The 22,542-nt window shown below is 70.3% G+C and carries 12 protein-coding genes; 6 read left to right on the top strand and 6 right to left on the bottom strand.

Annotated elements, in window-relative coordinates:
- Positions 1–49: 49 nt before the first annotated feature.
- Both Q9R20_RS08755 and Q9R20_RS08750 read right to left on the bottom strand, forming a co-directional pair.
- Positions 50–700: a response regulator gene (locus tag Q9R20_RS08755; protein ID WP_311248970.1), complete on the bottom strand. Its 651-nt coding sequence runs from the start codon at positions 698–700 to the stop codon at positions 50–52.
- Positions 697–2,355, bottom strand: coding sequence for an ATP-binding protein (locus Q9R20_RS08750; protein ID WP_396653675.1), 1,659 nt, complete (start codon positions 2,353–2,355; stop codon positions 697–699). Before Q9R20_RS08750 ends, Q9R20_RS08755 begins: the two co-directional genes overlap by 4 nt.
- Before the next feature lie 115 nt (positions 2,356–2,470).
- Between Q9R20_RS08750 and Q9R20_RS08745 the strand changes: the two genes are divergently transcribed.
- Entirely contained in the window at positions 2,471–3,997 is a 1,527-nt protein-coding gene (locus Q9R20_RS08745) for a CitMHS family transporter (RefSeq protein WP_295839678.1), read from the top strand.
- 63 nt (positions 3,998–4,060) lie between these two features.
- On the opposite strand, the gene Q9R20_RS08740 is transcribed toward Q9R20_RS08745, so the two are convergent.
- Positions 4,061–5,728, bottom strand: coding sequence for an MGH1-like glycoside hydrolase domain-containing protein (locus Q9R20_RS08740; RefSeq protein WP_311248969.1), 1,668 nt, complete (start codon positions 5,726–5,728; stop codon positions 4,061–4,063).
- 271 nt (positions 5,729–5,999) lie between these two features.
- Here Q9R20_RS08740 and Q9R20_RS08735 point away from each other — a divergent pair, with 271 nt between their 5' ends.
- The 5 genes from Q9R20_RS08735 to Q9R20_RS08715 all read left to right on the top strand — a co-directional run bounded on the left by Q9R20_RS08735 (position 6,000) and on the right by Q9R20_RS08715 (position 12,130).
- Positions 6,000–7,022 (top strand): LacI family DNA-binding transcriptional regulator, encoded by a 1,023-nt coding sequence (locus Q9R20_RS08735; RefSeq protein ID WP_311248968.1) that lies wholly within the window; start codon positions 6,000–6,002, stop codon positions 7,020–7,022.
- A 46-nt stretch (positions 7,023–7,068) separates the two neighbouring features.
- Complete coding sequence (locus Q9R20_RS08730; RefSeq protein ID WP_311248967.1) at positions 7,069–8,322, top strand: extracellular solute-binding protein; 1,254 nt, start codon at positions 7,069–7,071, stop codon at positions 8,320–8,322.
- Positions 8,323–8,387: 65 nt separating this feature from the next.
- Entirely contained in the window at positions 8,388–9,359 is a 972-nt protein-coding gene (locus Q9R20_RS08725; RefSeq protein WP_311248966.1) for a sugar ABC transporter permease, read from the top strand.
- Positions 9,356–10,174, top strand: coding sequence for a carbohydrate ABC transporter permease (locus tag Q9R20_RS08720; RefSeq protein ID WP_311248965.1), 819 nt, complete (start codon positions 9,356–9,358; stop codon positions 10,172–10,174). The genes Q9R20_RS08725 and Q9R20_RS08720 overlap by 4 nt, the downstream gene beginning before the upstream one ends.
- A 3-nt stretch (positions 10,175–10,177) precedes the next feature.
- A complete protein-coding gene (locus tag Q9R20_RS08715; RefSeq protein ID WP_311248964.1) occupies positions 10,178–12,130 on the top strand; it encodes a beta-L-arabinofuranosidase domain-containing protein in 1,953 nt (650 codons plus the stop codon).
- A 126-nt stretch (positions 12,131–12,256) separates the two neighbouring features.
- Here the strand turns inward: Q9R20_RS08715 and Q9R20_RS08710 are convergent, their stop codons facing one another.
- From Q9R20_RS08710 to Q9R20_RS08700, 3 genes are all read right to left on the bottom strand, one after another.
- Complete coding sequence (locus Q9R20_RS08710) at positions 12,257–13,258, bottom strand: LacI family DNA-binding transcriptional regulator (RefSeq protein WP_311248963.1); 1,002 nt, start codon at positions 13,256–13,258, stop codon at positions 12,257–12,259.
- Positions 13,259–13,489: 231 nt separating this feature from the next.
- Entirely contained in the window at positions 13,490–17,725 is a 4,236-nt protein-coding gene (locus tag Q9R20_RS08705; RefSeq protein WP_311248962.1) for a LamG-like jellyroll fold domain-containing protein, read from the bottom strand.
- Between the two features lie 186 nt (positions 17,726–17,911).
- Positions 17,912–22,405, bottom strand: coding sequence for a beta-L-arabinofuranosidase domain-containing protein (locus tag Q9R20_RS08700; protein ID WP_311248961.1), 4,494 nt, complete (start codon positions 22,403–22,405; stop codon positions 17,912–17,914).
- Positions 22,406–22,542: the final 137 nt, after the last annotated feature.

Genomic DNA, 22,542 nt, shown 5'->3' with positions numbered 1-22,542 from the left:
CGGAAGCGGGACAGGCTCCGGCATGGCCGCACCGGAGCGATAGCCGCCGTCAGTCCCCCGCGCGGAACCGATGCTCGGGGCGACCGGTCGTGCCGTAGCGCAGACTCACCTGCACCAGGCCGCGCTCCGCGAGGGCGGTGAGGTGCCGCTGGGCGGTCGCGCGCGAGACGCCGATGCGATCCGCCACCTCGGTGGCCGATGCCTCGGCGTCGCCGAGAGCGGCCAGCACCGTCTGCTCGGTGGCGGAACGGGCGAGGGAGGCCTGCTCGCGCTCGCCCCGCAGCAGGGATGCCGCGCGGTCGATGTCGTCCTGCGCGAGGGGCCGGGGGCTCGAGAGCAGGTTGCGGAAGCGCGCGTACCGGTCGAGGCGCTCGGCGAGGATCCGCGTGTCGAACGGCTTCACGAGATAGGCGAGGGCGCCCGCGGTGAAGGCGCGGCGGACGGTGGCGGCGTCGGTCGCGGCCGAGAGCACGAAGGCGTCGGTGGCGATCGAGCGGACGAACTCGATCCCGTCACCGTCGGGGAGGTACACGTCGGCGAGCACGAGGTCCGGCGCGTGCGTGGAGACGGCGGCGCGAGCCTCCCCCACCGTGCGGGCCGGTTCGAGGGCGGCGAACCCGGGGCGCGCGGCGACGGCGTCGCGATGCAACCCGGCCACGCGGAAGTCGTCGTCGACGACGAGGACGCGGATGTCGGTCATTCGCTCTCTCCTGCCCGCACGCCCGGAAGGCGTGCCGCCACGGTCGCTCCGCGGCCGTCGCCACCGGGATCGACCACCCACACCTCGCCACCCCGGCGACGGGCGAGCTCTCGCGAGAGCGGCAAACCGATGCCCAGACCGTGCACGGCCGCCGGGTCGTCGTCGCGCTCGCGCGGTGCGAACGCGGCCTCGGCGTCGGCGATGCCGCCGCCCGTGTCGCTCACCGTCACCACGACCGCGTCTCCATCGCCCAGCACCGCCACCTCGACCTCTCGCGGTTCGACCCCGGATGCCGCCGCGGTCACGGCGTTGTCGACGAGGTTGCCGAGCACGGCCACGACGTCTTCCACCTCGGCGATCGTCCCGCTGAGGAAGGTGTCGTCGGCCACGCGGAAAGACACCCCGCGTTCGCGCGCGGCGAGAGCCTTCGCGCCGAGGAACGACTGCAGCATCGCGTCCCCCACGAGGTCGATCCCGGGCACCGCCCAGTCCACCGAGCCCCGGTCGACGAGCTCGGCGAGGAATGCGCGCGCCTCCGCCGTGCGGCCGGCGTCGAGCAGGCCGACCGCCGCGTGCAGGCGGTTGGCGTTCTCGTGCCGCTGGACCCGCAGGGCGTCGCCCATCGCTCGCACGCTGTCGAGCCGCCCCGACAGGGCCGCGAGGTCGGTGCGGTCGCGCAGCACGGCGACGCGGCCCAGGGTGCGTGCGCCGCGGCGCACCGGACGCACGTCGATGAACACGACCCGGTCGCCGAGCGGCAGACCGTTCGGCGCCCCGGCCCCCGCGAGGGCCGCGGCGACGGCGGGCGGCAGGTCGAGGGCCGACAGGGGCCGGCCCACGGCGTCGTCGACGCCGAGCAGCCGCGCAGCCGCGGCCGTGCACACCCGCACGACCTCGGCGTCGTCGACGGCGAGCACGCCCTCGTCGGCGCTCTCGAGCACCGCCGTCTGGGTCTGCACGAGCGTCACGAGCTCCTCGGGCTGCACGCCGAGCGTCACGCGCTCGAGGCGGCGGCGCATCAGCAGGGCCACGAGCGCCCCGATCGCCACGGCCAGCAGCACCGCCACGGCGATACCGCCGAGGAGGGCCGGGAGGTCGTCGAACACGCTGGCGCGTTCGAAGCCGACGCTCACCTCGCCCACCGGGGCGCCGCCGCCGGGCGGATAGATCGGGACCTTCGCGCGCGCCGACTCCCCCAGCGTGCCCGTCTCCCAGGTGACCACCTCGCGCCCGGCGAGCGCGTCGGCGAAGCTCGTGCTGACGACCTGGCCGAGCCGGTCCGGATCGGGGTGGGCCAACCGGATGCCGTGATCGTCGGTGATCACCACGAACAGCCCCTCCGTACGCGCGGTGACGTCGGCGGCGTAGTGCTGGAGGTCGCCGTCGCGCAGGCCCGCGGCATCCGGGGTACCGGGGTCGGCGGAGAACACGGCGACGAGGTCGCGCACCTCGGGGGCTTCGGCGACCGAGCGGGCGATGTTCAGGGCCGAGGAGTCGGCCTCGGCCTTCAGCTGCTGCACGCCCAGCCACGCGAAGACGGCGGTGCAGACGGCGACGACGACGACCTGGGTCGCGACCTGCACGACGAGCATCCTCGTGGCGAACCGCATGCGCACCTCCCGGACGACGTCGTGCGCGAAATGCGCAGAACACACGCTACGCGCATAACGCATCGCAATGCGAGCAAGCGCGCGCGGGGGGACGCGGCATCCGTAAGGTCGCCGGATCGAGAGCGCGAGAGTCGCGCCCCGTCACGACGAAGGAGTCGCGATGACCCCCCTCATCCTTGCGGCCGAGGCCACCGAGTACGCGGTGGCATACACGCCCGCCGACGGCGTGCTCGTCGCCCTCGGCTTCCTCATGGTGCTGTCGTTCATGGCGTTGATCATGACGCGGCGCCTCACCCCCATGGTCGCCCTCATCGTGGTGCCGACGATCTTCGGTCTCATCGCCGGCGCGGGTCTCGGCCTCGGCGACATGGTGATCGACGCGATCAGCAAGATGGCACCCACGGCGGCCCTGCTGATGTTCGCGATCATGTACTTCGGCATCATGATCGACGTCGGACTCTTCGACCCGCTCATCCGCGTGATCACCCGCGTCCTGGGCGACGACCCCGCCAAGATCGTGCTCGGCACGGCGATCCTCGCCGGCGCCGTCTCCCTCGACGGCGACGGGTCGACCACCTTCATCATCACCACCTCTGCGATGCTGCCGCTCTACCTGCGCCTGGGCATGAGCCCGGTGGTGCTCACCTGCGTCGCCGGTCTCATGAACGGCACGATGAACATCGTCCCCTGGGGCGGACCGACCGTGCGCGCCGCGACCGCCCTGGGCCTGCAGCCCACCGACGTCTTCGTGCCGATGATCCCCTCGCTGCTGGCGGGACTGGTCGTCTCCCTCGCGTTCGCGTGGTTCCTGGGCCTGGCCGAGCGCAAGCGTCTCGCGGGCTCGGTCGACACCTCGAAGCTCGACGCCCCCGGCGGCTTCGGTCGCCTGGGAGCACCCAAGCTGTTCCGCGGCGCGGAGCCCAAGCCCGGTGCGGTGGCGTCGCTGCGCACGGGCAACATCGTGACCGTCCGGGGCGGCCGCGACGCCGTCGCCGCCGCGCAGCTCGTCGACACCGCCGACACCGCGATGGCCGACACGATGCTCGACCCGAACCGCCCGACCCTGCGGCCGAAGCTCATCTGGTTCAACCTCGCGCTGACGGCCGCGGTGATGGTGCTGCTGGTGATGGACCTGTTCCCGCTCGCGTTCGTCTTCATGGTCGGGGCGGCGCTGGCGCTCATCGTGAACTTCCCCAAGCTCCGTTCCCAGGCCGACGAGATCGTCGCGCACGCTCCGAGCATCGTGGGCGTCGTGTCGATGGTGCTGGCCGCGGGCGTCCTGGTCGGCGTGCTCAACGGCACGGGCATGGTGACCGCGATGGCCGCCTGGATCACCCAGGTCATCCCCTCCTCGATGGGGCCGTTCCTCGCCGTCATCACCGGCGTGCTGTCGATCCCGTTCACGTTCTTCATGTCGAACGACGCGTTCTACTTCGGCATCCTGCCGGTGCTCGCCGAGAGCGCCGCGAACTACGGCATCGCCCCCGTCGAGATGGCGCGCGCCTCGATCACGGGCCAGCCCGTGCACCTGCAGAGCCCGCTCGTGCCCGCGATCCTGCTGCTCGTCTCGCTGGCCGGGGTCAACCTCGGCGACCACCACAAGAAGGTGCTGTGGCGAGCGACGGTCGTGTCGCTCGTGATGCTCGCCGTCGGCGTGCTGGTGGGCGCGGTGCCGCTGCTGGGCTGATCCCGCGAGGGAGAAGAAGACCCCGGATGCCATGGCATCCGGGGTCTTCGTCCGTGAACGGCGTCAGACCGAGGCCTCGGACAGGCGGGCGGATGAGCGCTGCGCGTGCTCGTGGGCGAGGACGAGGTAGACGCTCGCCGTCCAGGTGTAGGCGCGATCGCGCAGCCCCTCGCCGCTGAGCGCGTCGAAGTTCTCGGCGAAGCCCGATCGCTCGCAGAGCGCACGGAAGCGGTCGCTGACGGTGTCGGCGAGCTCGACGTGGCCCCCGCGGCGGAGCCCCTCTTCGAGGAGCATCGTGGAGGGCGCCCAGATCGGCCCGCGCCAGTAGCCGTCGCTCTCGTACTCCGGGGTGTCGACGAGCTGCGTCGCGGGGCCCCACGCCGTCAGGTGGGCGGCGATGCGCTCGGCGAGGAGGTCCGACACGGAGCGGGGAAGGCGGTCGGAGATCAGCACCGGGAGGAGGGTGAGCAGGCTCGTGCGGGTGCTCGGGATGCCGCTGAGCGGGCCGACCGCGAAGAAGCCCTCGTCGTCGAGCAGCTCGCTCGTGAGCGCGGTCTCGACCCGGTCGCGCTCGGCGCGCCACGACCGCCCTTCGTCGAGGCCGAGCTCGTCGGCGAGATCGGCGAGCACGTCGAGCTGCACGACGAGGAACGCGGCCAGATCGGGCGACTCGATGACGCGGTCGCGGTCGAAGGTCGTCGAGTTGTCCCACCCGCTGTCATTGCCGTGCTGGTAATGCGGCAGCTCCCGCCCCGGGGCCGTACGCTGCTCGAGCCAGAACCGCGACCAGCGCGAGAGGTGCCCGTACACGAGGCGCAGGTCGTCCGCCGCGAGCGGACGGGCCAGACGCTCCCGCAGCTTCGCGAAGGCCCACCCATGGATCGGGGGTTTGACGAAGTTGTACAGCCGCTCGGAGTGGGCGATCGAGTCGGGCAGCGCCCCGGTCGGATCCTGATGGTCGAAGGGCGCCAGGAACTGATCGAGAGCGAGAGCCGCGTCGGCGGGGGCCACGGCGAGCGCGTTGAAGCAGTGATCCCAGCTCCAGACTTTGTCCATCCAGTGCTTGGACATCAGCACGCTCTCACGCGAGAGGAAACCGGCCGGCGCCACGGTGGCCGACCACAGCACATACGCCGCCAGCACCGACGCCTCGCGGGTCGTCGTCAACGCGCTGTCGCCCGTCGACCAGGGCGCGACGACCCGCGCGAAGTCGGCGAACTCCGTCGACACCTCCGCCACGCAGCGGTCGAAACGCGAGGATGCGACGAACGGCGATCGCGACGTCTCGAACTCCTCGATCGCGATCTCCCATCCGTCGCCGTCGGCCGTCGCGACCTCGACGGCCCGCACCGCCGCGCCCAGGCTCTCCGCGCCCTCCACGCGCAGGCTCCCGCGGATCGCCGTGATGCGGTAGCGGCATCCCGTCTCGTAGGAGGTGAAGACCGGACTGCCGTCGCGGGGGTCGCGGAACAGGAACATCCCGGTGAAGGGCGTCAGCTCCGCCGCGGCCTCGGTCAGCCGGAGGGTCACCCCGTCGTCGCCGCGGAGTCTGAGGGTGTCGCGGGAGGCGAACACGGCCTCCATCGTCGCCGCGCCCCGTGACCATCGGACGGTGGACGGCGTCGCCTCGAGCGTCCATTCGGCCGGCTGATCGTCCGGTGCCGTGCGGGGGGCCAGGGAGAGCACCGGATGCATCCCGGTGCGGTGGGAGACGAGGTGGACGTCGTCCACAGTTCGGTGCGCTCCCACGACGGGCGAGAGATTGATCCACGCGCCCCGTCTGCTGAACGGGATCTGCCGGAGATCGAAGGCGGGAAAGGGGCTCGTCATCGAGGACCTCCGGTTCGTGGGTATTGGGTGTTGCGCTTCGGAAGCTCCCATTGTACTTTCGAACCGGTTCGAATCGAAGCGGTTCGACAGATTCGTGTCAGACGGGTCGAACAGACCCTCCTGCACCATCTGATCCACCGAGCACAGGAGCTCGAGAGGAGGAAGGACGGCGATGGTCAACATCGGCGATGTGGCACGAGCGGCCGGGGTCTCTCGCAGCACGGCCTCCTACGCGCTGTCGGGCAAGCGCACCATCTCCCCCGCCGTCCGCCAGAACGTCGAGCGCGCCGTGCGCGAGCTGGGGTACATCCCCAACGCCGGCGCCCGGGCGCTGGCGACCTCGCGCACCGACGTGATCGCCCTCCTCGGGCAGTTCTTCGACGACGAGTTCGCTCCCGCGATGCTGCAGTACATCCTCGGCATCACCGACCGCGCCCGCGAACTGGGCTTCGACACCCTCCTGGTCACCGAGAGCGACGGCGTCGGCGCCCTCACGCGCATCGCGTCGTCCCGCATGGTCGACGGGTTCGTCCTCCTCAACGTCTCCGAATCCGACGAGCGCCTCGCCGCCCTCCGCTCAGTCCCCCAACCCGCCGCACTCGTGGGACTCCCCGCCGATCCCCGCGGGGTCGACGCCTTCGATCTCGACTTCGACGCCGCCGGTCGCCTCATGGTCGATCGCCTGCATGAGACGGGCCATCGCGAGATGATCCTGGTCTCGCAACCCGAACACGTCGTCGAGCGCGGGGGCGCCTACGTGTGGCGACTCGCGGATGCCGCTCGCGCCCGCGCCAAGGAGCACGGCATCCGTCTGCACCACGTGTTCGGATCGTCGCACCAGCCCGACATCGGCCGGGACCTGGATGCCGTCCTCGACGCGCACCCCGCCGCCACCGGCCTTCTGCTCAACAACGAAGCCGCGGCGGCCGCCCTGCCGTCGGTGCTGGCCACGCGCGGACTGTCGACGCCGTCCGACATCTCGGTGATCGGCCGCTACTCCGACGAATTCGCCCGCACGTTCTCACTTCCCTTCAGCGCGATCGACAGCGCCGCCGACCTCCTCGGTCGGCGCGCCGTGGAACGCCTCGTCTCGCGCGTGCGCTCCGAAGCGCCCGCGCACTCCCACGTCGTCGACCTGATCGCGCCCCTGATCGACGATCGCGGCAGCATCGCCGCGCCCCCACCCCGCCACTGACCGGCATATCACACAGCTCTCACCCGAGCCTGTTCGAGGAGGAACAATGAACACGAAAGCCCTGCGTCTGACCGCGGCGCTCGCCACGGCCACCGTCGCCGTCGGCGCACTGGCCGGCTGCTCCGGCGGCACCGCCGGCACCGGCGAGGCCGCGAGCGGAACCTACACCTGGTGGGACCCGTACCCGCAGCACGCCGAGGGCTCCGACTGGGCCAAGCGCGTGCAGGACTGCGGCACCGAGGCCGGAGTCACCATCCAGCGCACCGCCTACGACACCACCGCGCTGACCAACCAGGCCCTGCTGTCGGCTCAGGACGGCACCTCGCCCGACATCATCCTGATCGACAACCCCGCGGTCTCGACCCTCGCCGACACGGGGATGCTCTCCACCACCGACGACCTCGGACTCGACACCTCGAACATCGACGAGAATCTGCTCGCCGCCGGCGTGCTCGACGGCAAGACCTACGGCATCCCGATCGGCGCCAACACCCTGGCGCTGTACTACAACGCCGACGTCCTGCAGGCGGCGGGAGTCGACCCCGCCTCCGTCACCGACTGGGACTCGCTGAATGCGGCTCTCGCCAAGGTCGCCGCGACCGGCAAGAAGGGCATCACCTTCTCGGGGATCAACACCGAGGAGGGCTCCTTCCAGTTCCTGCCCTGGTTCTGGGGCGCCGGCGCCGACCTGAGCGACCTGTCGTCGCCGGAAGCCGTGGAGGCCGTGACCCTCTGGAAGGACTGGCTCGACAAGGGCTACGCCCCGAACTCCGTCATCACGAACTCGCAGAACACCGTGTGGGAGGAGTTCCTCACGGGCGACTTCGCCTTCGCCGAGAACGGCACCTGGCAAGTGAACAGCGCCGCGAAGGCCGGCTTCACGGCCGGTGTGATCGAGCTGCCCGCCAAGGCCGGCGGACCCGCCCCCGCCCCCACGGGCGGCGAGTTCATCGTGGCTCCCGTGCAGCAGGACACCGCCCGCTACGACACCACCCGCAAGATCATCGAGTGCATGACCACCCCCGCGGGCTTCGTCGACACCGCCAACACCTTCGCCTACTACATCCCGCCGACGGAGGAAGGTCAGACCGAGCTGCTGGCCGAGCACCCCGACCTCGAGACCTGGGTCTCGGCGGTGCAGGCCGCGAAGGGCCGCACCAGCGACAACCTCGGCACGGACTACCCGCTGATCTCCGAGCAGCTGTGGACCGCCGTGCAGAACGTGCTCTCCGGGACGCAGACGCCCCAGCAGGCTCTCGACGCCGCGCAGACCGCGGCGGCGGCGGCCACCGGCAAGTAACGGCATCCACCGGCATCCGGGGGAACCCTCGCGTTCCCCCGGATGCCCCTCCGAAAGAAGCAGCCATGTCCTTCCCGGTCCTGCGCGAACGCCCCGACACCACCGACGACACCGTCGCGGTCACCGTCCCGCGAGCGCGCCACCGCCGCGCACGCCGCGACGGATCGCCCTGGGTCGCGGCGGCCTTCGCCGCCCCGCTCGTGATCTATCTCGCGGTGTTCTACCTGTGGCCGCTGGTACGCAGCATCGACCTGAGCATCCACGACTACACCGTCCGCGCGTTCGTGCAGGGCGACGCCGCCTTCGTCGGCCTCGACAACTACCTGGCGGTGATCGCCTCCCCCACCTTCGGTCCCGCCCTCACGAACACCGCCGTGTTCGTGGTGGTGTCCCTCGTGTTCCAGTACACGATCGGGCTCGGTCTCGCCGTCTTCTTCCGGTCCCACTTCCCGCTCAGCGGTGTCCTGCGCGGACTCTTCCTCGTCCCGTGGCTGCTGCCGCTAATTGTCTCCGGCTCCACGTGGTCGTGGATGCTGAACAGCGACAACGGCATCATCAACTCCTTCCTCGAGGCGTTCGGCATCGGCCAGATCAACTGGCTCACCTCGCCCGACACCGCGATGATCGCGGTGGTCATCGCGAACATCTGGCTCGGCATCCCGTTCAACCTCGTCATCCTCTACTCGGGGCTGCAGAACATCCCCACCGAGCTGTACGAGGCGGCGTCGCTGGACGGCGCCGGTCCCTGGCGCCAGTTCCGGAGCATCACCTTCCCGCTGCTGCGACCCGTCTCGGCCATCACGCTCCTGCTCGGGCTCGTCTACACGCTCAAGGTCGTCGACATCATCTGGATCATGACGCGCGGAGGCCCCGCCGACACGACCACGACCCTTGCCATCTGGTCGTACCGCGAAGCCTTCGGCACCGGCCAGCCCGACCTGTCGCCCGCTGCCGCCGTCGGCAACATCCTCATCGTCATCGCCCTCGTCTTCGGGTTCGTGTATTTGCGGGCCCAGCGTCGCCAGGAGAACTCATGATCGCCCGTCGGACGTGGTGGAAGACCGGCCTCGGTCTCGTCTTCACCGCCCTCATGCTCTTCCCCGTCTACTGGATGCTCAACGTGTCCTTCACGAAGACGAGCGACCTCCGACTCAGCCCCCCGCACGTGTTCCCCGTCGACCCCACCGTCGAGGGCTACACCGCCGTGCTCAGCCAGCAGCTGCCCAACCTCGGCACGAGCCTGATCATCGGACTCGGGTGCGTGCTGGTCACGATCGTGATCGCCGCGCCCGCGGCCTACGCGATCGCGCTGCTCAACCTGCGCGGCGGCCGCACGCTCAACTTCGTCCTCCTGGTCGCCCAGATGATCCCCGCGGTCGTCATGGCCATGGGCTTCTACGCGATCTACGCGCGAGCGGGACTGCTCAACAGCGTCCCGGGCCTGATCCTCGCCGACTCGACCGTGGCGGTGCCCTTCGGTGTGCTCCTGTTCACCGCGTTCATGTCGGGGCTGCCCCGAGAGCTCCTGCAGGCCGCCCGGATCGACGGGGCCGGCGCGTGGCGCACCTTCGTCTCGGTCGTCCTGCCGCTCAGCCGCAACTCCGTGCTGACCGTCGCACTCTTCGCGTTCCTCTGGGCCTGGTCCGACTTCATCTTCGCCTCGACCCTGGCCCGCAACTCAGCGCTGAAGCCCATCACGCTCGGCATCTACGCCTACATCGGCAACAACACCACGCAGTGGAACGCCATCATGGCGACCGCTGCCGTGGCATCCATCCCCGCGGCGATCCTGCTGGTCGTCGCGCAGCGCTACGTCGCCGCCGGAGTGACCGCCGGCGCTGTGAAGGACTGACCCATGGTTCTCGAACACCCCCTGGCCTCCGCCGGAGCGCGCCTGGAGGCCGTCCCCGTCGCCCCCTCCGCCGGTCGTGCGCGCGGGATCGGGGTGGGCGCCGTGCACCTGGACCCCGAGGGATTCTGGGGCCGCCGCCAGCGGGTGAACGCCTCCGCCACCCTCGCGCACTGCCGCGAGTGGATGGAGCGGTTGGGCTGGCTGGACAACTTCGATCGGGTGGCCCAGGGCGCGCCTCTGGACGCGCGCACGGGGTGGGTCTTCTCCGACTCCGAGGTGTACAAGCTCCTCGAGGGGATGGCCTGGGAGCTCGGCCGCTCGCCCGACGAGTCCCTCGAGCGCTCCTTCGCGGAGCTGGTCGACCGCGTCGCCCGCGCCCAGGACGACGACGGGTACCTGGGCACCGCCTTCGGACACCCAGGGCAGGCCCCCCGGTACAGCGACCTGTCGATGGGGCACGAGCTGTACAACATGGGACACCTCGTGCAGGCGGCGGTCGCGCGAGCGCGCACGGGGCACCCGGACGACCGCCTCGTCGAGGTGGCGCGTCGCGCCGCCGACCACATCTGCCGGGAATTCGGCGCGGGCGGGCGCGAGGGCGTCTGCGGCCACGCCGAGATCGAGGTGGCGCTCGCCGAAGCGGGGCGCGCTTTCGGCGAGCGTCGCTACCTGGAGCAGGCCGACCTGTTCCTCACGCGCCGCGGGCGCGGCACCCTGCCCGTGCCGCCGCTGCTGTCGCCGGAGTACTTCCAGGACGACGTCCCGGTGCGCGACGCCGGCGCCCTGCGCGGTCACGCCGTGCGGGCGTTGTACCTGTCGGCGGGGGCGGTCGACGTCGCCGTCGACTCCGGCGACGACGCGCTCCTGGCCACCCTGGAGCGGCAGTGGGAGAACACCCTCGCCCGCCGGACCTACCTCACCGGCGGGATGGGCTCGCGGCACCAGGACGAGGGGTTCGGCGAAGATTGGGAGCTGCCCGCCGACCGCGCCTACTGCGAGACGTGCGCGGGCGTGGCGTCGATCATGTTCGCGTGGCGTCTGTTCCTCGCGACCGGCGACGTGCGCTATCCCGACGTCATCGAGCGGACCCTTTTCAACGTCGTGGCCACCTCGCCGAGCGCGGACGGCCGCGCCTTCTTCTACGCCAACCCCCTCCACCAGCGCGAGGCGGGCGCACCCGCCGACGACGGCGTCAACACGCGCGCCGAGGGCGGGGTGCGTGCTCCGTGGTTCGAGGTGTCGTGCTGCCCGACCAACGTCGCCCGCACCCTCGCCTCGCTCGCGTCGTACCTGGCCGCCGTCGACGACGAGGGACTGATCCTGCTGCAGTACGCGGCCGGCGAGGTGGCGACCGACGGCTGGCGTCTGCGGGTCGCATCGGACTACCCGGATGCCGGGAGCCTGACGGTCACGATCGACGAGGTCCCCGCCGCGGCCCCGCGACTCCGACTGCGCATCCCCGCGTGGGCGGACGGTGCGACCGTCGCGGCCGCGGACGCCCCCGCTCGTGCGGTCGCCCCGGGATGGTACGACCTGCCGTCCGTCGCGCCCGGCGACGTGGTGATCCTGACCCTGCCGCACGAGCCGCGACTGATGTTCCCCGACGCGCGGATCGACGCCGTCCGCGGTTCCGCCGCGATCGAGCGCGGGCCGCTGGTGCTGTGCGCCGAGTCGCTCGACCTGCCCGACGGTGTCGCCCTGGAGGATCTCCGGCTGCTCCCGCTCGTTCCGCGGGCGTTCGCCGACGGCGCGCGGGCCCGTGCCGTCGTGGTCGAGGCGCCGGCCGGATCCGCGGTGCTGCCCTACGGGTCCGGCATCCCGACCGAGCGCCCCGCGTCGACCCTCGACGTGACGTTCGTGCCGTATCACCGCTGGGCCGAGCGCGGGCCGTCGCAGATGCGCGTCTTCGTCCCCCTGCTCTCCGACACCCCCACCGGAGTGCAGGAGCGCCCCTAGGGCGCCCGCTCCGCCTCGATCCCCCGTCGAGCGGAGACGAGCCGTGCAGGCGGCATCGGGAGCCCGTGGTCGCCTCACCCCGAAGAAGCGACCGCGGGCTCTTCGTCGGACGTCGAGGCGCCTTGATCAGGCGGTGCTGCCGCGGTCGGTGAGGTCCGGCGCGATGAGCCCGACGACCGGCGGGGCGTAGCCGGGGTCGGCGATGCGGCGGACGAGATGCTGCACGGCCGCGCGACCGAGACCGTCCGGGGACGTCTCGACCGCGGTGTACGGGAGGTGGAACGTCCGTCCGAAGTCCCGCGAGTAGAGACTCACCACCGACAGGTCGCGGGGAACGACGGTCCCCCGCTCCCGCAGCACACCGGGCAGGGCGGCGATCGACGCATCGTTGTGGACGATGAGTCCCGTCGCGGCGGGATGGGAATCCAGGATGCCGTTGAGGTTCCGCCAGATCGCGGGGAGCTGCGATTCGCCGTAGTGCCGGTGGACGCGGATGCCGTGCCCCTCCGCTCGTTCGACGGCGGCGTCGCGGAAGCGCCAAGCGTAGGCGCCTCCGCGCTCGAACACGTGCCGGGGCGGGGAGACGAGCATGATCTCGCGGTGCCCCAGACCGTGGAGGTGGTCGACGAGCAGGCGCGCCGTCGCCTCGAAGTCGAGGTCGAAGACGTCGACGCCCTCGGTGTCGCGCGGGAGCCCGACGAGGGCGCCCGGCTGCCGCGCCGCGCGCAGTGCGTCGAGGCGCGGGTCTTCGTGCGTGACGTCGAGCAGGACCACGCCGTCGACCATGTTCGACGAGGTGATGCGACGGATGGCGGCCGGGCCGTCGCCGTCGGTGACCATGAGGATGTCGTAGCCGAGCTCTCGCGCGGCCTCGGAGACGGCGAGGATGTACTGAAGCATCGCCGGCGGGAACTCGTCCTCGTGGAACTGCAGCAGCAGCCCCAGGACCATGGTCTGCGACGTCGCGAGCGCTCGCGCCCCGGCGTTGATCGTGAACCCCAGCTCGGCGATCGCGGCGTCGATGCGCTCGCGGGTCTCGCGCGAGATGGGACGGTTGCCCGACAGCGCGTACGACACGGTGCTGCGGGACACCCCCGCGGCCTTGGCTACGTCGCCGATGGTCGCCATCGTCGTCCCCCCGTTCCTCGCCGACCCCGGCCCCGCCCGCCCGGCACGGCCATCGACGGTGCAGGCGCACCTCGTCGTCGGTCTCGCGTTATCTTCTCACCGCTGCTCGCGCACCGGCGAACAGCGCCACCCGCGAGATCACCCCGACGGCCCCGAGGGTGCGCCGACCGGCCCGGGGCACGGCGATGCCCCGGAGCCGTGAGACCCCGGGGCATCGCGTCGTCCGACCTCTCAGCCGTCGATGCGCTCCCGGCGCCGCGCGAGGAGTGCGGCCCCCGCGGCGATGGCCGCGGCACCGGCCAGCAGGACGCCGAGCCCGGCGAAGGCTCCGCCCGTGCTGGCCAGGGCACCCGTCGACGAGGACGAGCCCGCCGCGCTGCCGACCGCGCCGGTGCCGGATGCCGTGCCCCCGGCGCCCGAGCCACCGCTCGAGCCCGTGCCGCCCGCACCCGAGCCCGCGCCGCCGCCGGTCGACCCGCCGCCGGTCGACCCGCCGCCGCCGCTGGAGCCCCCATCGCCGCCCGAACCGGACGCCGCCGAGACGGCCAGCGACGTGGACGCCGTACGCGCGGAGTCCGCGCCCGTGGCGACGACCTCGTGGTCTCCGACCGGAGCCGTCGCGGGCACGGTCACCGTCTGCGAGAAGGCGCCCGCGGCATCCGTCGTCGCCTCGCCGAGGACGAGGACGTCGGAGTGCAGCTCGAGCGCGATCTTCTCGTTCGCGGCGAAACCGGTGCCGGTGACCGTGACGGTGCCGCCCTGGACGACGCTGTCGGCACTGGTGTCGATCTGCGCCTGTCCGACCGGGTCCTCCGCCGGCAGCAGAGCGGTGAACGTCAGCCGGTCGAGGTTCGGCGCCCACTGCGACCGCAGTCCCAGCGTGGGGAACCGCTCCGAGATGAAGGTGTCGGCGTTGAAGTCGGGCTGCTCCTCGGACGCGAAGCGGATGGTGTTCTCACCCGCGGTCAGCTCGACCTCGACCGTCAGCTCCCAGAACTGGTTGGCGTTGTAGCTCTGCGGGAACAGCACCTTCTGCACCGGGCCGCCGTTCACCGAGATGTCGGCACGGCGTGCCACGGGGTCGGGGTTGTAGTGCGACGCCGGCGACTGCTCCTCGTTGGAGTAGCGGATCGTCATGGCGTACGTTCCCGCCTCGTCGACGGTGACCGTGTTGGTGAGCGTGTTGCCGTTGCCCGGGGCACCTCCGACACCCACGACCGCCTCGCCCGCGCTGGCGAGCGAGAGAGCCTGCGCCTTCGCGTCGCCGGCGATCGTGCCCGACTCCGCTTCGATCGTCTGGGACGCCAGAGCGTTCTCCGACGCCTGCACGGCGACCCGATCGACCGCCAGGGTTCCGCTGCCGCCGACGACCTCGACCTTGTTGATGCCGCCGCGGAGGAATGCCGGCACGGAGACCGTGTCCGAGACGGAGCCGAGGTCGGCGTTGTTCACGCGGAGCGTGCCGGTGCCCCCGCCGAGGGTCTTCACCTCGAGGGACTTCTCGGCGTCGTCCGGGCTGTACACCCAGAACGTGACCGACTGTCCGGCGCCGACGGGGACGTAGCCCGATCCCGAGACGCCGGGGCGGTCGTACGCGGCGCTCGTGCCGGAGAGCACACCGTTCTCGGCCTCGTAGATCGGCAGGTACCCGGGGTTGGCCCGAGTCACGTCGATCTTGTCGATGATCGCCGTGCCGACCGTCTGCTTCGTGCCGTCGAGGCTCTTCGCCGCGATGGTGATCGTGTTCTCGCCCGCGCGCAGGTCCACCGTCGTGTCGGTGTGGTTCCAGACCACCCACTTGTACCCGAGCTCGGCGAAGATCTCCTGCTCCGCGCCGCCGTTGACGGTGACGAACATGTTCACCGGCCCCTGGGCCTCGTTCAGCGACTCCTTGTTGAACGCGCTGGCGAGGACGCTGAGGTCGTACGCGCCCGCCTCGGGCACATCGACGTCGAAGGTCATCTTCAGGTCGGATCCCCCGCGGATGCCGCCGACGTTCTTCGTGCCCGACGTGTAGAAGCCGCTGACGTTGCTCGGCGTCCCCTCGGGTCCGTTGATCTCGGGGGTGGCGCCGTCGAAGCGGGCGTTCTCGGCCTCGTAGACGCCGCGCCACGACACCGGAGACTGTGCCGGGCTCGTGGTGTCGGTGCCGGGGGTCACGATGATCTCGTACGCCGAATCGGTCCCCAGTTCCGGCAGGGCACCCTGACCGAACTGCAGGCCCAGCGACCCGTTCGACACCGGAGCGTCGTACTCGGCCACCGTCTGCGGCTCACCCGAGTCGCCGATCTGTCCCGTCCACCGGATGTCGCGCACCTGCACGTGCACCGAGCCGGACAGGTAGTCGGGCAGCCGGTCGACGTACACGCTCTGGTCGCCGAAGCTCCCTCCGATCAGCGCGTGGACCTTCTTGTTCTCCTCATCGAGCGTCGCGACGCCCTGCAGCGTGTAGCTCTCCCCCGGACGCGGCGGGTGGACGGCGACGGTTTCGCCGGTCATGTTCCCGTAGGCGTTGAGCAGCCACCACTGACCGTTGCCGCGGTTGGACTGCACGGCCGAGTCGCTGAGGTTGCCGTCGATGTTCCAGTAGGCGATGTCGGCGTCGATCTTGCTGTCCTCGATGGCCGAGATCCACTGGATCATCTGCGCCGGAACCGAGGTGTGGTAGTTGAACGCGTACTCGTTGACGTTGATGGGCAGGTGCGTGCCCTCCCACTTCGTGCCGGCGAACAGCTCGTCCTCCCAGCCGCGGTACTTCGCGACCGAGTCGCGGATGGTGGCCGGGTTGCTCAGCTCGTGCCAGGTGAACGCCTGCGGCACGGTGTCGTTGGCGATCGCGTGCTGCAGGAAGCCGTAGTTCTGGTCGAACAGGATGCTGGTGTTCGGACCGCCGATGCGCGCGTCGGGCATCTTGTCCTTGATGATGCGATAGGCGCGGTCCCAGGCGCTGAAGAACCGGTCGGGGTTGTCCAGCCAGCTGTAGCCCCAGAAGTTCTCACCCCCGCCGCCGTACATGTTGCCCTCGGGTTCGTTGAAGGGCACGAACACGATGCGGTCCTGGTACTGCTTCGGGAGCGTGAGCACCTGGTCGACCTGCTTGCCGATCGAATCCAGGTACCACGCCTCCTTCTCGGCGCCGTTGTTTCCCGGCACCTGGTACGGGAATCCCCGGTTGATGTCGGTCATGTAGATGTAGACGTCTCCGTTGGAGGAGTCGGCGAGTGGCTTCACGACCTCGAGCGCGTCGGCGCCGGGGTGCTGCGGCCCGTCCTGGGCCTTCGTCGAGACCGTACGCAGCTGGATGCCGTCGATGAGGTTGTTCGAGGGCAGACCCGGACCGTAGAGCCCGTAAAGGGTGCCCGAGGCACCGCCCATGAACGCGCCGGTGGTGTCGCCCACGTCGATCGAGAGCTCACCGGGCTCGATCACGCGCACGGTCGCGGTGACCGTCGCGTCGATGCCGTCGACGGTTCCCTCGACCGTGAAGACGCCGCGCTGGGCGTACTGCGCCGGGGTGACGGCATCCCAGGTCACCGGCGCCAGCCGCTCCTGACCGTCGCTGAACGCCGCCTTCACCCCCGGCAGCGTCGGCGCGACGCCGACATCGGTGCGCACCTCGACCGCGGTCTCCCGCAGCTCGGTGACGGTCGGGGCGGCGGTGCCGGCGAGCTCGCGCACCTGGTCGGCGGTGAGCGCGGTGTCGTAGATCCGGAAGTCGTCGAGCGCTCCGGCGAAGAAGGGGTGGGCGCCGGTCCAGAACGGCTGGCCGATGTAGCCGGAGTTCGGGGAGGACTCCCCGAAGAGGACGGATGCCACGTCGGCACCCACCGTGGTGCGGCTGACCTCGAGACCGTCGAGGTAGTACACCAGGGCACCGTCGTCGATCGTCGTGGTGACGAGGTGCCATTCGTTCGCGGGAAGAGGCGACCCGCTTCTCGCCCCGACCTCTCCTTGCGAGGTCGGCTTCAGGCTCGAGCGGGCATTGTTGTCGCCGTCGAAGCGCGGGGTGTAGAACGTCGCGTTGTCGCGGTCCTTGCCCAGCGTGTACAGCCACTGGAACGCGTCGCCGCCGTCCCACTTGACCCACGACGAGATCGTGGTCGACTGCAGCCCCTGGAACACGCCCTTCGGCAGCGTGATGAAGGGCGCCGTGGTCGAGGTGCGCGCTCCGCCGGAGAGGTGCAGCGCCTTGCCGGAGCCGGAGGGGCCGTCGACGAGTTGCGCCGACCCCGGGTTGGTCAGGACACCGTTGCGGCCGTCACCCGAGGTGTCGACGACGGTGGCTTCGGGGGAGGTGGCGCCGTCGAAGTCGTAGTCCAGGATGACGTGACTGCTGACGTCGTCGGGGGCGGCGGCCGTGGCCGGCGCCGCGAGCGCGGGCTGGCCGATGGAGAGTGCGGCGACGGCCAGGCCGGCTGTCACCGCCACGAGTGGTCTGCGTGCGGTCGAGCGGGGGGCGGGGATCATGGACTCTCTTCCTCATCGTCGAGTGGGGAGGGGAAACGGGACCGTCATCGAACCGGTTCGATGACACGATAGGCGACCGGGGCGTCGAGGTCAAGGAAAGCCGGGAGCTCGACGCGTACCGGCGAGACGACGAAGCGGCGGCCCCTCGCGGGACCGCCGCTCCGTTCAGCGCATCAGGTACTCGGCTCAGGCGCGACGCGGGCGACGCAGCACCCACGCCCCGGCTCCGGCGAGCAGCAGGAGCGCGGCGAGGAACGCCCCCGCCAGCGGAGCCTGCGCTCCCGTCGCCGCCAGCGTGCCCTTGGCCGCGACCGTGATCGGCAGACGCGCGATCTCGGTCCCGTCCGCGGCCCACACCACGATGTGGTGGGTTCCGGTCGGGAGGTTCGCCGGGATCCGCACGTCGAAGCTCGCCCGGCCGGCCGCGTCGGCGGCGGGGATGCCGGTGATGCGGATCGGGTCGCTCTGCAGCTCCGCCGTGACCTGCTCGCCCGGCTTCAGTCCGGAGACCGTGACACGGACAACTCCCCCGCGCTCCACCTGCGAGGTCGACGCGGCGGCTGCCGGCACCGCGGCCGGGGCGGGGCTCGCCGTCGGCTGAGCGGTGGGAGACACCGTCGGCGGGGCCGTCGGGCTCGCGGTCGGCTCGACCGTGGGCGTTCCCGTCGGCTCGGGCGTCGCCGTCGGCTGCGGGGTGGCCGTCGGCTCCGGCGTCGCCGTGGGCTCGGGCGTCGCCGTCGGCTGCGGGGTGGCCGTCGGCTCGGGCGTCGCCGTCGGCTCCGGCGTCGCCGTCGGGGTCGCCGTCGGCTCCGGCGTCGCGGTCGGCGTCGGCGTCGGCGCCGTACCGTGCACGATCGAGATCGAGTACGTGGTCTTCGTCAGGTGGTCCTGCGCGAAGGCCTCGAGCTTCAGCGTGGTCGGGTCGGTCCCGGCCAGCTGCACCGTGCGCGGCTTCGTGTCGTCGATCAGGATGCCGTCGGCGTAGACGAGACCGCTCGGCACCGCCGGGTCGGCGTCGAAGGTGACCGCGGTGGCCCCCTGCGGCGCGTACACCGTGTACGCGGTCGTCGCACCCGAGAAGGCCGGCGAGATCGTGGCATCCGAGAACGACAGGCCCGTCAGGGCCGACGTCGTGTCGTACGCGGTCCGGGTCGACGTGAAGACGCCATAGACGCCTCCGACGAAGCTCGAGCCGTTGCTCTGGAAGCGCACGGTCACGATCGGGATCTTGTTGCCGTCCTCGTCCAGCACGTACTTCCCCGCCGAATCGCGCTTGTAGCGATCGGCGCTGGCCGTGTCAGCCGTGAACGACGCGGGGATCTCGTCGTACTGGATGTACCACTGATCGCTGCCGGCGCTGTTGGTGACGCGTTCGCTCTTGAGCTTCTTGCCGTTGACGTACACGTCGAACGTGCGCCCGGCGTCGCCGCCGTAGTAGCGGACCCCGAGGTAGCGCTGGGCCGCCGAGAGGTCGATCTCCATGTCGTACGAGAAGAACGCCGCCGGGTTCATCTGCGCGTCGCGGTACGGCATGCCGCGCCAGACGCCGACGGTCGACAGGTTCGTCTTGTAGTTCTTGCCGGCCTCGCTGTTGTTGTTGTCGAAAGAGGTGAGCGAGTCGGTGGTCGTCTCGTCGATGCGCTGCTGCTGCTTCTCTTTCAGGATCATCGCCTGGGCGGCGTCGGAGTCGGGCTCGATGAGGTTCATGTACAGCGCGTAACGGGCGTCGTACATGCTGTAGTACGGCTCGAACACCAGCTTCGACGCGGCCTCGTCGACGTTCTTCAGCGCGAACTTCATGACCTCGTGGCCGTTGTTGTCGAGACCGTTGTCGAGACGCTCGATGTTCTGAGCGATGTTGGCCTTGAAGTCCTCAACGTTCGAGACCAGCACGTTGTTGCTGAGTGACTTGTCGGGCGTACCCATCCGCACCAGGATGCCGGCGAGGTACGTCTTGTCGACCGCGACGCGGCTGAGCTCGGTGGACAGCAGCACGGGACCGTAACGGAAGGCGGCCCAGTTGGGGTTCTCGGTGTTCGCGTCGACCGAGACGGTCGCCGGGATCGTGTACTCGATCTCGTCGCCCGCGGCGATCGGGATCACGAGGTACCCGTTCTCCCGCGCCGAGGTGTCCCGGACCTGACCGTTGACCGTCAGCGTCGGGTTCTGCGACCAATCGGGCACGCGCAGGCGCAGCGTCGTGTCCTCCGGCAGCGCTCCGCCGTCGATCGATGCCACCGTGAGCGAGACCTGATCGGTGTTCGGCACGTCGGCCACCTGCGTCAGCTTCAGGTTCTGCGGCTCCGACGTCCAGGTCGACGAGCGGAACATGTTGACCCACACCGACGAGCCCTTGCGGAAGTAGATCGAGTCGCCGAGCTTCGTGAAGCTCTCGGTGGCGCTGGCGTGGTCGCACCAGAACTCCCCGTCGCGGGCTCCGAACACCTTGGCGTAGCCGGCCGTCTGGGGCTGGAAGTACGTCATCATGCCGGTGTCGCGGTTCTGCGAGGCGAGGATCGTGTTGATGTACGTGTTCTCGTAGTAGTCGGCGTACTTGACGTCGGGGTTCACCTGGAACAGCGCGCGGGTGAGGCGCAGCATGTTGAACTCGTTGCAGCCTTCGACCGTCGAGTTCTCGCCGTAGCCGTCCGTCCGACCGTTCGTTGCGAACTGGTACAGCGTTCCGGGCTGCTGGAAGTGCTCGGAGTAGCTGTTGCCGCCGCCCGCGTACGAGCGGTTCTGCGAGACGAACGTCCAGAAGTTCTCGGCCGCCTTGTGGTACATCTCCAGGTCGTCCTTCTCGGCCTGGGTCAGACGCTGATACAGCTCGGGGGTGTTGGTGAACAGCGTGTAGCGCTTCATCGCCCCGATGATCTTCGGGATCGTGGCGTTGGCGTGGAGACCCGCGAGCACGTCGTTGCCGGCCGCGAGCTGACGGAAGAGCGTCACCTCGTCGAAGTACTCGGCGGCCCGCTTGTGATCGTCGTTCTTCGTGACGGCGTAGAGGTCGTAGAGAGCCTCGTTCATCCCGCCGTACTCGACGGCCATCACCCGCGCGGGGTTGTCGAGGCTCGAGGAGTAGTTCTTGATCCAGGTGCCGAAGCCGGAGGCGACGGCGAGCGCGTCCGCGGAGATGTCGCTGGGCGCGAGCTCCTGTGCCTTCAGCAGACCAGCGAGCACCTTGTGCAGGTTGTAGAAGGGCACGATGAGACCATCGGCACCGTTGGGCAGCACGCTGGTGGGGAAGGGGGCGACGTACCCGGCGTTGGCCGGGTCCTTCTTCGCGTACGCCTCCTGGTCGGCCTTGAGTCCCTCCACGAGCGTCGTCAGCTTGTCGAGCAGCTGCTGCTTGCGACCCGCGTCGGCCTCGGTCGAGTACGCCTGAGCGAGGGCGTACAGGTACGAGCCGGTGAAGTGCCCTTGGAAGCGCGGGCCGGTGGGGCTCTCCCATCCGCCGTACGGCTGCGCGTCGGTCGCGATGCCGGCGAGCTGGTCGAAGGAGTACAGGAAGCGCTTGGGGTCGAGCTCGAGCAGCCAGTCGACCATCTTGGTGCGGCTGTTCTGCAGGTAGGGGTCGGTGACGAGCACCTCGGTGATCTGCGTGTCGTCGAGGTAGAGCGACGCGTTCTCGCCATCCTTGGGCACGATCACCGTGAACGTCTTGGATTTCGTCGAGCTCCCTCCGTACGAGGCGCTCGCCGTGAGGGTGACGGTCGCGTCGGCGGCCGAGGGACGCACGACCGTGGCCTTGTCTCCGCTGACCGCGATGACACCGGGCTTGTTCGAGGTCCAGGTGACGTTCGAGCCGTTCGAAGTCGTGGTCGTGAGGCCGAAGTCGGTGACGGCCGTCGTGGGCACCGACACCGTGTCGAGACCCTTCTGGGCGACGACCGAGGGGTCGAATCCGGGGTTGTTCTTCTGCTCGAGCGCGACGACGTCGTTCGTCGAGGCGACCGCGTTGTAGAGCGTCCAATCGTCGATCGCCCCGCGGGTGTAGGCGCCGCGGTAGACGGTGCCGTTATAGCCGATGGTCTTCTCGACGCTCGACTCCGAGCCGAGCACACCGGTGTTCCCGTCGACGCCGACACCCACGACCACGGTCGAGACCTGTCGCTCGCCGTTGCGGTAGAAGGTGACGGCCTTGGTCGCCTTGTCGTAGGTGACGACGACGTGCGTCCACGCGTCGGCGGGGAAGAAGCTGTTGCGCTGGCCCTGCACCGAGACCTTGTAGGGCTGGCCGTTGCTCCGGCCGATCGAGAGGGCCAGGGGGGTGCCGTCGTTCTCGGACGACAGGTACCACCCCTCCGAGTTGTACTCGGCCTTGCTCCAGGTGAACACCTCTTCGCCGGTCATCGCGCCGTTCGGCTTGAACCAGAACGACAGCGTGAGGTTCTCGGGCTGCAGTGTCGGGCTCGTGCCGAGCGTCAGCGCGTCGTCGCCGCTGAGGTTCAGCGCCTGGCCGGAGATACCGGCGACGTACTCGGCCGCGCCCTGCTTCATCGCGACGGGGTTCTTTCCCGCGCCGGCGTCGGCGAGGGAGCCGTCGAAGGGCAGATCGAGCACCTTCGCGGCATCCAGACCGGATGCCGCTGTCGCCGCCGCGGGCGCGGTGAACGCGACCCCGCTGGCGACGAGGAGGGCGGTGGCGCCCAGCGCCACAGACCTTCGGAGGAGGGACATGCTGTTCCTTTCTGCGACGTCGCAGAGCAGGAGAGGGGCAGGGCGATCGGACCGGTTCGGGCTCCGGTCGAAGCGCCCCCTCTCAGGATGGGCATCGTTGCAAGCGGCGACGACGGCGTCGCTCCGGGAATGTTAGC

Origin of the sequence: Microbacterium sp. PRF11 (assembly GCF_031844085.1) — a bacterium.
GTDB lineage: Bacteria > Actinomycetota > Actinomycetes > Actinomycetales > Microbacteriaceae > Microbacterium.
Note: the sequence above shows the minus strand (reverse complement) of the source record. Positions and strands in the feature narration are given on the sequence as shown.